Here is a 12,683-nt window from a genome sequence, read left to right on the forward strand (position 1 = left end):
TACGCAGCGTCGCTGCGGAGATTTTGCTGCATCGCAGTAGAACCGACATTGCACACTGCGCAGATCTGGGACCGCATACGGGCAGATGACGCACCTGATCGCTTGCCAGTTCGATGGCCTTCTTACCCCGTCATGGAGCATGGCCGAATCCGTGACGGTGACGTCTGGTAGGCAATCAATGTCGAACCGAGACGGAGTCGTTCGCCACAGGCCCGCCGGCACAAGGACCATTCCTCCTAGATCGAGGCTCTCAGTCGACAGGCAGCGATAATGTCCTTCCATTGCCCGGAGGCAAGCAATGACGCATCGAGATTGACGACATGGTCGTTCCTGCGGAACGCGAACGCATACACCTGATCGAAAAAATCTGGAGAAAACAAACTTTCATAGCGATTAAAAGCCCCGCCATACATGCACAGGGAGAACCTGCAGCCCTCCGCATCGAACATGCTTGCCAAGGCCCGATGAATTTCTGCAGAGATCGCATCCGGAGCAGCCACGACCGTCTCGAGGAGCAATACGCCGTTCGGCCAATCGTCGCCAAGCATCCTGTAAACGGACGCTTCGCTCCGCGAACTGATATCCCGCTTCAGCGTTGCATATGCTCCCTGCAAGGAAGCTGCATCAAAAACACCGTAGCACAGAACGGAGAATGTGCTTGCGCCATAAACCGAGAGGAAATCAACGGCGCGCATAAATGTAAAAATCGAATTTATTCATGACCTATACACCTTCAATCCCAGAAAGGACGATACTGACCGCCTCATTCCCTAGGCCGCCTCAGCAAAGCCAAAATCAATCTCGCCGGACACATACCCACTAGATTTATTGCACGTACAGAGCTCATGCATGCCGAGCTCGATATACACGAGCAGCCAATAATCATTGCAGCCTTTTCCTAAGCCGCCAAGCATTAAAAAATTCAAATACTGTAACGGCAGAAAAAAACAAAGCAAAAAAAAGAAGAAGCTTCGCCAGCCACAATACATTTATAATCCATGCGATAGATGCCGCAACAGCAACAAACAAAATAAGCTTAATTCCACTACGAAAGCGAATCTCTGATTGCCTTATGCGAACCTCAATTCTCATCCCCTATCCTCCACAGCGGCACTACCACCAATAGCCATGGCGGCTACCAGTGTCAGCCGCCTTGCTCCGCATACTGCCCAGATGATCTGCCAGGAAATGCGCTCGGCCATTGACGTCATTCCGCGCATAGCGCTCATCCATACCAAGCCCTGTCAGGATCAGGTTGACGGTGCCGCCCTACGTCTCTTGCACCGCATCCAGTCCATCATACAAATAGCTGATCGTCTGTCCGCCTTCGGCCTTGCTCATTCTTCGGCCCAGCGGGTCGTAACCGAAGTTGGAAATGCTTGCTGCCCCCTATTTCCTTTCGACTAACTGGTCGCGCGCGTTCCAGACATAGGTGCGTACGCCGTCGGAAAGCAAGTTGCCGTTGGCGTCGTAGCTGAGCGCCTGGCCATCGGCCTGGGCTTGACGGTTGTTACTGCCGATCTGCGCCACCAAGCGGCCGACCTAGTCGTAGCCCTAGCCATAGCCGATCTCGCCCAGGGCCCTGCCGTCCGAATTCATCATCTGCATCAAAATCACCCAACCTTCCAAAGTTATTGACCTCAGATGATTGGAAACCATTATCCCGGGAGAGTTACTAGACAAAAATCAAAAAACCCAATGCAGAAAATAACCAAATTCTATTCATCAAAAAATAAACTCACCAAAAACAGGAAGAGCAACAGCCATAGAAGAAGCCCCGCCTCCCACCACAATCTTTATCCACACTCACATCCGCTTATCACCCAGAACTAACCAGCCTTGTTAAATATGAAAATATTATCATTCCACAATTTAGAGAAATACTCTAAAGGAAATTGCAAATCTGGGTGACTACCATCGTCAAAAATTAGTCGCCACCAAGGAGTTAGGTATGTAACAGACGCAGCCGGCACGCCGTTATTAAGAACACTCAATTTTGAAATAAATATATTTCGAACGCAATGCACCTCAACTCCATGCCCAATTTTAAAAACTAACCCACCAACATCGATAAATTTAAATCCATCGTCTTCAAAGAATATTATGCGCCTTGGGCCACGCAATATTTTCTCCCAATCAACAAGCCAACCCGCCACATTCAAACTCTTATTACCAGACGAAAAAAAATTTAACTCCCCAGCGCCATAGACAAAGACATCCTGCTCTAGCGGATCGTAGACCCTATAGCGACGAACCAGTATTTTATTGACCACAACCACAATTACCTCCAATTCTTCCTGCGCGCGTTGCCGAACCTACTAAGCCGCCTCCTACTAAAACGGATGTCCACCCAATGCTCGTTCTTCCTGCGCCAGCAATTATGTCGGCACTACTCTTTCCTTGCGCCACCAGGCCTTCATATGTGACGGCATGCCAATTTCTCAATGAGTAAGCGAAAGGTCCTCTGAAATAATTCTTCAGAGCGTTTCTTGCGATTACGCTTTCCTCTGCAGACAATCCCAATCTTGGAATCTGACGGGCTTTTGCCACGTAACCCAATCGACTCAGAGGCATAGCTAAACTATAAACAGTTCCGGCGACTTGCCCACCGGAATAATAACCTGAACATTTTTCAACTGCGCCATTAATATCCCATTGATCCCGTATGTAGTTCGTCAACCCAAATGACAACGAATCGCCAAAACCTGCTACCGCATCTACTACCGGCTGGGGAATTGATGGCAAATCAAAAAGACCTAAAGGATCTCCATACATCAGTGGGGAACCATGGACATAGGCATAAGGGTTTGCTCCACCGACCAACCCAATGGGGTCCTCACTAACAAAGCGCCCCAAGTCTGGCCGATAGTACCGCGCCCGGTAGTAATAAAGCCCACTCGTATCCCGCTCCCGCCCCGTGTACTGGTAGGGATTGCTGGTCCCTGTATTGGCCTGACTGGTCTGGCCGTAGGGGCTATAGTCATAACGCTGGATCAAGGCACCGCTGGCATTGGTAAGTGCACGCGTGCTGCCAAGCGCATCGCTCAGGAAATACGCACGTCCGCTGGCTTCGTTCCGCGCATAGCGCTCATCGATGCCCAGCCCGGTCAGGATCGGGTTGACGGTGCCACCCTGGGTTTCCTGCACCGCGTCCAGCCCATCGTACAGATAGCTGATCGTCTGCCCGCCTTCGGTCTTGCTCACTCTTCGACCCAGCGGGTCGTAGCCGAAACTGGCGATGCTCGCCGTTCCCTGTTTGATCTCCACCAACTGGTCGCGCGCGTTCCAGACGTAGGTCCTTACGCCATCGGAGAGCAGGTTGCCGTTGGCGTCGTAGCTGAGCGTCTGGCCATCGGCCTGGGTTTGCCGGTTGTTGTCGTCGAAGCTGCCGCTGCGGGCCGCCGGCAGCGCCTGCGGGGCGAAGCTGCCGGTCTGCGCCACCAGCCGGCCCAGTTGGTCGTAGCCATAGCCGATCTCGCCAAGGGCCGTGCCGTCCGGTTTGAGCCAGGCGATGCCGGTGGTCTGGTTGGCGGTGTTGTAGGCATACCCGGTCTTGACGCCGTTGGGCAGCGTGGTCTCGGTGAGGCGATCGGCGGCGTCGTAATCGAACGCCACGGTCTCGCTCCCCTGCAGCAGGGTGCGCAAGCGGTCGACGTCGTCGTAGCGGTATTCCAGTGCCGCCTGGTTGGCCGCGATCATCTTGGTACGGCGGCCCGCGGCGTCGTATTCGTAGACGATGTTGCCTTGCGGGGTGATGGCCTTGATGACCTGGTCGAACAGGTCGTAGTCCCAGCTCAGGGTGCCCGCTGCCGAATCGACCAGCGCGACACGGCGGTTGCCGGCGTCGTAGGTGAAGGTCTGGGTGCGCCCGTCGGCCTCGGTGACCACCGACAGGCGCCCAAGCACGTCGTAGGCGAACGTCTTTTTCTGGCTCTTGCGATCGGTGTAGCTGGCGACCCGGTCCATGGTGTCGTAGGTCCATGTCTCGGACTGGCCCAGCGCGTCGGTCCGGGTCAGCGGACGATTGCGCTCGTCGTAGGTATAGGTGATGCCGTTGCCGTGCGGCAGCAGGACCGCCACGACGTTGCCGTTCTTGTCGTAACCGAATTCGGTCGCGTTGCCGGCGGCATCGTAGGCCTTGCTGACCCGGCCCAGCGCATCGTATTCCTGGCGCGTGGCGTTGCCCTGGTCGTCGCGGCTGCCGGTCACCCGACCGAGGCTGTCGTACTGGAAGCGCGTGCTGCGCCCCAGCGGATCGACCATGCCGGCCAGATCGTAGCCAGCGTACTGGAAGGCGATCGTCTGGCCGATCGCATTGGTCGCGCTCAACGGCAGGCCCGCGCCATCGCAGGCGAAGCGCGCCGTGCGGCCGCCAGGATCGGTGACCGCGGTCAGGCAGCGGTTGGCGCCGTAGTCCAGCCGCGTGACCCGCCCGAGCGGATCCGTCGCCGATTGCAGGTCGCCGTCACTGGTGTAGCTGAGGCTGGACACGCGCGCCTGTGTGGTGCCCGCCAGCAGCGTGACCTGCAGCGGTCGCCCGCCCGCGTCGTAGCGATACTCGGTGCGACGGCCGAGCGGGTCGATACTGGCGGTGACCTGCCCGTAGGCGTTGCGCTCGAAGCTGTAGGTCTGTTGCTGGTCGGTGCCGTAGGCCAGGATGTCAGTCTTCGGATAGGCGCTGTTGCCGTCGAAGACGACGCGGCGTTTGCTGCCGTCCGGACTGGTGACGAGCACACCAGTGGTGCCGCCATCGACATGCGCATAGTCAATGACGAAGATGCCGCCATCGGCCTGGGTCTGCTTGACGACCCTGCCGGTGGACACGCCGTTGACGACCTCGAACTCGTTGAGCAGAACGCGCTTGCCGCGCGCGTCGGTGATGGACTGCATCCGATGCTGCGCGAGTGCGTTGTTCTGGCTTCTGGTCTGGTAGGCATACGCCTTGCTGCCGCCATCGGGGAACCCCACCGTGGCGAGCAAGCCATTGCTGTCGTAGGCATAGGTCCAGCGATTGCCGGCGTTGTCGGTGGCGGCCGCGATGCGATTGCGAGTATCGTACTCCAGGCCGATATAGCGCCCACTCGGCGACACGATGCGCGCGACCAGGCCGGCATCGTAGAGCAGCGTGGTGCGGTTGCCGTAGCGGTCTTCCAGCCAGCGCAGGCGGGTGTCCATGTAGCTGGAGAACTGCATGCGACTGCCGTCGCGCAGGGTGATGCGGAAGCCGCGACCCCAGGGCTGCAGCGGGTCCGGATCGTAGACCGATTGCAGCACGGCACCGGCATACTGCGTGGTCGAACCGGCTTGGCGCCACTCGCCACGCGGGCCGGAACCGGAGGCCCGATCGAAGCGGATATAAGCGCCAGTCGGCAGCACCAGATCGAGCGAATCGTAGGTGCCCCCGGGGTTGTACAGGTAGTAGCCCCAGTTGGACGCGGTGCCGATGCCGAACTCGCGCTGCTTCATGTCATGGGGACGGTAGCTGCGCGACAGGCTCAGCGCCGTCACGTCGGCGATCTGCAGGTCGGTTTCCGAATGGACGAATTCGCCGGTCTTCAGGTCGATGGGATCGGCCGCATTGGCGACGCCGCCGCTACCCGGGGTTCCGCAGCAATGCCCATCCGGCGGCAACCCGGCCTCGCTGGGCGGGTCGTTGCTGGGCACGCTGTACATGCCGCCCATGGTCTGGTGCAAGGCGACGCCAGGCTCGGGAACGAAATGCTTGCCGTCGGCCGAAACGGTGCCCTTGCCGTAGACGCGCCAGCCATCGCGCGGGTCGTACATCCAGAAATTGGCCTGGGTACCCGCGGCGTAGCCGTCGTAGTTGGGGTAGTAGACCTGAATGCCGTTGTTGGCGCCGGGGTCGAGTCCGCGGATCTGCGCGCCGCCCGGCTCGACCGTGAACGCCATCGGATGGTTTTCGGTGACCGGGAACGGCGCGCGATTGACCGGCGTCGGCACGATCGCCAGTTCGGTCACCAGGCGGCCCTTGCGGTCCAGCACGACGGTGCCCTTGGGAATGCGCAATTGCAGGCCGGGAATGTCCGGGTGGCCAACGACCATGTCCTGGACGGTCGGCGACGGGATCCTGATCTTGTCGCGCGCGGCGATGCGTGGCAGATGCAGCAGATAGCCGAGTTCGTTCAATCGGCCGGCGGCGACTTCGGTGCCGACAACGAATTGACCGTATTCGGCGCCGGCCGTGTTGGCGGTGCTGCCGTCGACGTAGAGTTCCTGATGCCCCGCCGGCACATCGAACAGGGTGAACCAGCCGTTCTTGTCGGTAAGCGCGCGCTCCTTGCCGATGCTGACCTCGACCCCGGCCACGGGTTGCTGGTCCACCCGCACCACACGCCCGCGCACCATCGTCACGTGGAAGGTCGCGGCGATGCGCGCGATGCGCGCGTTATGTTCCGGCTGTTGCGAGGCGCCATAGATGCGCCAGCGGCTGTCGGTATTGTCCTGTCCCGGGTACCAGATGCCGTCCACCAACAGGCCGTGCGCGCGGCACGGCACACCGTCATTGGCACAGGACGCCGGCGTGCCTGCACCGGTCATCTGCACGCTGGGTGCGGCGCCCGCCTCTGCAGGCGCGGCCGTTGCGTGCCCCACCGGCTGTCCGTTGCTGTCGTACGCCGCAGTGCGGAAATCCAGGGCGATCAGCGGCACGGCATCGCCCGATGCGCCGCGCGCACCGTCGACCATCAGGGTATAGCGGGAGTCCGGGAACAAGGCCTGACGCGGCTGCACGAACAGCAGACGCCCCTGCTCTACAGGCGCGATGCGTAGCGCGACGCGCCCCTCCGGACCGACCAGGGTGACGGTGCGCGCGGACAACGTGGGCATGTGCAGCGGACGCGAGAAGCGCAGCGCGAGCCGCGCGGTCGGCGCGACGCCGGCAGCCCCCTGCACCGGCACGCTGCCGGCGAGTCGTGGCGCGCCTGGCGTATCGGCGATGCTGGCCGGATACGGAAGAAACGCACCCGCGAGCGGATCGAACACGGCATCGCTGGCGATGCGCTGGGCGTTCCGCGACGCCGGCAACGCCACACGGCCATCGGCCAGCAGGCGCGAGCTTGCGTTGCCGCCGCCCGGCAGATCCGCAGGCAGGGTGATCGTCCGATCGCTGGCTTCGTCCCACACCTGCGCACCGGCGCCATCGCCAGTGCCGCCGGCGAGCAGGAGGCGACCATCGGTCAGTACCGTGGCGGTGTGCCCATAGCGCGCACGCAGGCTCAGCCCCGTGGCCGGCTGCACGGAGGCGCTTGCCGGATCGAACCACGCGCCGCCGTCCTGCAGCCGGCCCTTGGCATCGCGCCCGCCCCAGACCAGCACGCGCCCGCTCGGCAGCAAGGTGACGCTGGCATCGATGCGTACCGATGGCAGCGCGATCTCGCGCGCACGCTGACCGGGCACGCGATGGCGCAGAAAGCGCCCGTCGGGCGCCAGCGCCAGCTCGCTGCCATCGGCCAATGTGGTCGCATGCCACTGCCCGAGCACTGCAGGAACAGCGCCAATGCCGACGGCCGGCATGGCCGCCGTCGACCAGACCAGCTGTTGGGAGGCGGCCGTCGACGCCAGCGCGCCCAGCAGCCCACCCAGGATCACGCTTTTCCATGCGCTGTTGAACCACGTCATATGCTCGCTCCGCTCCATGCCTGCTTCCGTTCTGCGTCCGTTCGACGGAACCGCGCCGGTGTTCTAGGGTGTACTGTCCAACGTGATGTCCATCGCCGCGGTGACACCGTCCTCAGGCACGATCCGCAATCGATAGGTGCCGCTCGTCGGCAGCGCCGGGAAACTCAGGTCGCTGCTGCCGGTGCTTGCGCTGAACGATCTGTAGAACTGCCCGTCCGGCCGGTACAGCGCGTAGGTCACCGGCCGGCCGACCGGCGTGGTCGTCTGGTTGACCACCCGCAGCAGCACGCCCTGCCCTGCCGTGCCGCTGAAGGAGAGCGTGGCGGTCTTGCTGTGCCGGTCCAGCGCGATCGACTGCTGGACATCCCACGCCAAGGTGCCGACGACGGTGCTGGATACCGAGGCGGTCAGGGAGAAGCTCTGGTCTTCCGTCGAAGGGACCACCACGACGCCATAGCGTCCAGCTTGCGCGGCGTCGATGGAGAATCCGCAGCCGTAGGTACGGAAACAATTCGTGCGGGAGAAGACATTGCTGCCATCCGGACGATAGAACGTCGCGTAGACCCAACCGAAGCCGTTGCCTGACAGTGCGATCTGATCGAGCCCGAAATCGAGCTTCTGCCCGGCCTGCGCATCGAACCAGAAGAAAATGCCCGCGCCGGGCGGACCCGCAGCGAACGTGCGACTGCTGTCTACAGCCACCGACGTGCCGGTGGACAAGGCGACGGTGGTGTCGATCGTCTGCCCATACTGCGGATCGACCACCACGCTGTACTGGCCAGTCGTCGGCAGGCTACCCAGGCCGATCGCAGTACCGGTACGCGTCGATCCGGACGTGAGCAGGGTGCCATTCGGCTGGTAGACGCTGTAATAGCTGGTGCCATCCGCGGGCGTGGTCGCCTGGTTCTGCACCAGCACGGCAAGTTTGTCGCCCGCCTGCCCCTGGAAACGCAGCCGCGCATTCTGTCCGCGCCGGGGAACGGAAACGGCCAGCGGCGTGTCGCGCTGCAGGTCAAGGGGCAGATCGCTGGACAGCGTCACGTCATAGGTCGCCGCCTGATCGTCGCCCTGGCCGATCAAGAGCGCGTACTTACCTGCCGCCAGATTGGCGAGATCGAAATCGCAGCCGCCACGTTCGACATCGCAGTAACTGCTTGCCAATGTGCTGCCATCGGCCTTGTAGAGAGTAGCGACGACGCGCTGCGCGCCGGGACCGACGACCTGGATGCCGCTGATGCCCAGTCCCAGGTTCTGCCCCTGACTGGCGACGAAAGAAAAGTGCTTGTACTGCGCCGGCAACCGGGTCACGACATGCGCAGGAGCGCCGTCGATCGGCAGCGCGACGCCCGAGGACAGGGTGATGTCCGCTTCCAGCGGGCTTCCTGTCCGGCTCTCGACCTGGATTGCATACTCGCCAGACGTTGGAATATTGATCAGATTGATGGCATCGCCCACCTTGATGGTCGCCGTCTTCCAGACAGCACCATCCGGCCGTAGCACGCGATACACCACATCGCGACCGGCGGGTAGTGTCGTCTGCGCCGCGACCAGCAGCATCAACGACTCGCCTGCCTGCGCCTGGAAGCGGAGCCGCGCATTCTGCCCATACCGGGCCAGCGCCAGATGCAAGGGCTGATCGCGGGTCAGCTGATCCAGCAACTCGGACGACAGCACGGCGCGGAACTTGATCGCCTGGCTCGCCGAGGTCGGTGTCGCCACCACGCTGTAGCGTCCCGCCAAGGTGTTCCTCAGCGGCAACGAACATCCGTCCTCGGCGTAGCAGCTGCCGCTGTACAAGGTCGTGCCGCTCGGACTGTAGACGGCGATATTGAAGTAACTGCCCGAACTCACCGCGATGTCGGTAATCCCCAACCCCAGATTCTGGCCGGCCTGGGTGTCGATGGAGAAATGCACGCCCTGCCCTGCGGGCGCCTGGTAGCTGCCACCTGCGCCGTCCAGTTCGACATTGCCGTCCTGTCCCGTGGAGAGTTTCAACCGGGCCGACCACAACGCGCCGCCCGCCGGATCGACGAACACCCGATAGCTCCCCGTCTCCGGGAGATTGGGCAGGGCCAGAATGACGTTGCCGCTGGCCGTCACGTCCTTCCACAACGCGCCGTTCGGCCGATACACCGCATAAACCACGTCGCGGCCTGTCGGCCTGGTCGCAGCGTCAGCGACGAGCAAAGCCAGGCTCTCGCCGGCGGTCCCGGCGAACGTCAGGCGCGCATTCTGGGCATAGCGCGAGATGTTCACGGAACTCAATGCATCCCTCTGCAGGAAGCCGGCGACCTCCGTGGAGAGGGTCGCCTTGAACGCCATGCTCTGGGAGCCAGATTGCGGACTCACAGTCACGCCATAGTTGCCCGCGGCGAGGTTGAGCAGATTGAAGGCGCAGCCATTGGCGGCATAGCAGGTCGCGGTCGTGAGCGTGGAACCGTTGGGATTGGCGATCTTGACGTTGACATAGGTCCCGCTGCTCAGGTTCAGATCGCCGATGCCCAATCCCAGGTTCTGCGAGGCCGCTGCGCTGAAGCTGAAGAACACGCTTTGACCGGCGGCGGCGCTGTACTCGCCGCTGCTGCCATCCAGTTGCAGCCCACCCGCACTCCCGGTCGTCACCAGCACCTTGGCGGCCACGGTGGCGCCATAGCGCGGATCCACGAACAGTCGGTAAGTCCCGGCGATAGGCGTATTCATCGTCAGGGTGCCCGAGCCAGACACCGCCATCGACGACAACGCCGTGCCATCGGGCCGGTACACGCGGTAGTAGACCGTGCCGTTCGCCGGCGTCGTGGTCTGCTCCGACACCTGCAGTGCCAATGCGTCGCCGGCACCCGCCTGGAACGACAGCACGGCGTTCTGCCCACGCCGGCCGATGCCGACCTGGCTGACCGCATCCCGCGTCAAGGAAAGCGCCAGGTCGGTGGACAGGGTCGCCTTGAAGCGCATCGTCTGCGTCGTCGTGGCAGGGGCGACCAGGACGCCATAACGTCCCGCCGCCAGTTCCGGCAGATTCACATCACAGCCGTCGTTGGCCACCTCGCAGGCGGCACCGGCCATCGGCGCGCCTGAAGGGCCATAGATCGTGACGTTGAGCGGGCCGCTTTCGTTGGACTGCAGCTCGCTGATGCCGAGCCCCAGGCTCTGCCCGGCGGTCGCGGTAAAGATGAAGTACACGCTGTCGCCCGGCAGTTGCGTTGCGAATGCGCCGGTGGCGCCATCGATCCCACTACCGCCACCACCTGCGTCTCCGGTGCTGAGCCGCGTCTGCAACCGCACGGTTTCTCCGAATCCGGGATCCACCAGCACCTGATAGGTGCCGCTGGTCTTCGCCGTCACGTAGGTGGTACCTGCGGCGCGCACCGCCATCGAGGTAACACTGGTGCCATCAGGCGCGTAAACGCGGTAGTAAACATCGCGGCCGGCGGGCGCGGTGGTCTGGCCGGCGACTTGCAACGCGAACGCCTCGCCCGCCGCGGCCTCGAACGACAAACGCAGATTCTGGCCTCTACGCTGTATCTCCACGACCACATCCTGGTCCTTCGGCAACGCCTGCACCAGATCCGATGAGAGCAACAGATTCAGGCGCATTGTGCGTGCGCCGCTCGTACCGGGCGTCAGCAGCACCTGATATACGCCGGTCCTGGGCGCGGCAATGTTCAGTGCGCAGCCGTTGTTGGCCTGATTGCAGTACTGATAGCCAAGATTGACGCCGTCGGCGTCGAAGACCTGCGCCAAAGCTGTCCCCCACCCGCTGCCGACCGGCGACTGCTCGGTCAGCGCCAGGCCCAGCCTGCTCCCGGCCTGGGCCAGGAAGGTGTAGCGCTTCGATTGCGCGGCGATCGACGTGGCGACACTGGTTTCGGCACCGTCCAGCGCAAGCCTCCCGGCATGCTCCACTCCCATCTTCCAGCTGGCGGAGGAAGTACTGGGTGTGAGCAGCAACAGGTAAGTGCCGCCCACCTTCAACCGCGGCAGATGCAGGGTGGGCTGGTTCGCATTCACCAGTCCACTGGCGATCTCCACGTTATCGGTGCCGAACACCAGGTAGTTCAACGTCGTGGACCCCAGCGACTGAAATTGCGCGCTGAGGTAATCGCCGGCCATGCCGGTGAACAGGACCGCGGCGGACCCACCCGCGTTGGCGACCGCGACGTCGACCGCGGCGGCGTCCAGGGTCAGGCGCGTGACGCTGGCGATGCCGACGGACGACACACTGCTTGGCACCACCAGCACATCCTGGCTGCTGGTGGCGCTGCCGTAGGGCGTGGTCACGGTCACCGGACCGCTGCCGCTCCTGCCCGGCACCGGAAAGACCAGGCGCGTGCCGGTGGCGCTCGACAGCACCGCGGTCTTGCGATCCAGCTTCGCCGTGGTCTGCCCGGCGACCGGGACCAGGTTCTGTCCGTCGACGGTGATCGCCGTACCGGCGCTGGCGATCAACGGCGATATGCCGGTGATGGTCGGCTGACGGAGGTTGGCATCGACCACGAACTGCTGCGCACTGCTCGCGCTCTGTCCAGCCACGGTCACGGAGATCGGGCCGGTACTGGCGTTGGCGGGCACGAGCACGGTCAACTCGCGTGCGCTGGCAGCCACCACCGTGGCCGCCTGCCCATTGAAAGCCACGCTGTTGGAGGACGCAGCGGTGGAAAATCCCTGCCCCTGGATCAGCACGCGATCGCCCGCCGCACCGCGCCCCGGACTGAAGCCCAGCACCGCCAGGGTTCCGCTGGAGACGCGTTCGACGGCGACGATATTGCCCATCGTGTCGTAGCGATAGCGGGCACTGGCACCGGCATCGTTGCTGACCGCGACCAGACGCCCCTGCGCGTCGTAGACGTAAGAGGTGGCACCAGACGTGCAGGCCAGAAGGGTGAGCAACAAGGCCGCCACCGTTCTGCCCACGATGCGCCGCCAACCGCGCGCGGGCACATGCGCCGCCCGCTTCAGCAAACCCACCACCGAGCCCATCCCTGCGCCGCGACGTTCCATGCTTTCATCCCTGAAGACTGGCCACGATGGCCGGCTGTCCGTATGCT

The 12,683-nt window shown here is 62.7% G+C and carries 6 protein-coding genes; all 6 read right to left on the reverse strand.

The window, feature by feature from the left end:
- Nucleotides 1-236: 236 nt before the first annotated feature.
- The 6 genes from ACHWVH_RS01665 to ACHWVH_RS01690 all read right to left on the reverse strand — a co-directional run bounded on the left by ACHWVH_RS01665 (nt 237) and on the right by ACHWVH_RS01690 (nt 12,636).
- Entirely contained in the window at nt 237-695 is a 459-nt protein-coding gene (locus ACHWVH_RS01665) for a hypothetical protein (protein ID WP_152236853.1), read from the reverse strand.
- Nucleotides 696-882: 187 nt separating this feature from the next.
- Nucleotides 883-1,092 carry a hypothetical protein gene (locus ACHWVH_RS01670; RefSeq protein WP_152236854.1) on the reverse strand — a complete coding sequence of 70 codons (210 nt, stop codon included), beginning with the start codon at nt 1,090-1,092 and terminating at the stop codon, nt 883-885.
- Nucleotides 1,093-1,389: 297 nt separating this feature from the next.
- Nucleotides 1,390-1,533 carry a hypothetical protein gene (locus tag ACHWVH_RS01675; RefSeq protein WP_017912154.1) on the reverse strand — a complete coding sequence of 48 codons (144 nt, stop codon included), beginning with the start codon at nt 1,531-1,533 and terminating at the stop codon, nt 1,390-1,392.
- A gap of 296 nt (nt 1,534-1,829) precedes the next feature.
- Entirely contained in the window at nt 1,830-2,279 is a 450-nt protein-coding gene (locus ACHWVH_RS01680) for a hypothetical protein (protein ID WP_152236855.1), read from the reverse strand.
- Entirely contained in the window at nt 2,263-7,638 is a 5,376-nt protein-coding gene (locus tag ACHWVH_RS01685) for an RHS repeat-associated core domain-containing protein (protein WP_394686546.1), read from the reverse strand. Before ACHWVH_RS01685 ends, ACHWVH_RS01680 begins: the two co-directional genes overlap by 17 nt.
- A 63-nt stretch (nt 7,639-7,701) precedes the next feature.
- Nucleotides 7,702-12,636 carry an IPT/TIG domain-containing protein gene (locus ACHWVH_RS01690; RefSeq protein ID WP_394686547.1) on the reverse strand — a complete coding sequence of 1,645 codons (4,935 nt, stop codon included), beginning with the start codon at nt 12,634-12,636 and terminating at the stop codon, nt 7,702-7,704.
- Between the last annotated feature and the right edge of the window lie 47 nt (nt 12,637-12,683).

Origin of the sequence: uncultured Xanthomonas sp., from assembly GCF_964278005.1 — a bacterium.
Lineage (GTDB): Bacteria > Pseudomonadota > Gammaproteobacteria > Xanthomonadales > Xanthomonadaceae > Xanthomonas_A > Xanthomonas_A sontii.

Coding starts and splice junctions, on each gene's coding strand:
- ACHWVH_RS01665 (WP_152236853.1), bottom strand. CDS start 695: ATGCGCGCCGTTGATTTCCTCTCGGTTTATGGCGCAAGCACATTCTCC.
- ACHWVH_RS01670 (WP_152236854.1), bottom strand. CDS start 1,092: ATGAGAATTGAGGTTCGCATAAGGCAATCAGAGATTCGCTTTCGTAGT.
- ACHWVH_RS01685 (WP_394686546.1), bottom strand. CDS start 7,638: ATGACGTGGTTCAACAGCGCATGGAAAAGCGTGATCCTGGGTGGGCTG.
- ACHWVH_RS01690 (WP_394686547.1), bottom strand. CDS start 12,636: ATGGAACGTCGCGGCGCAGGGATGGGCTCGGTGGTGGGTTTGCTGAAG.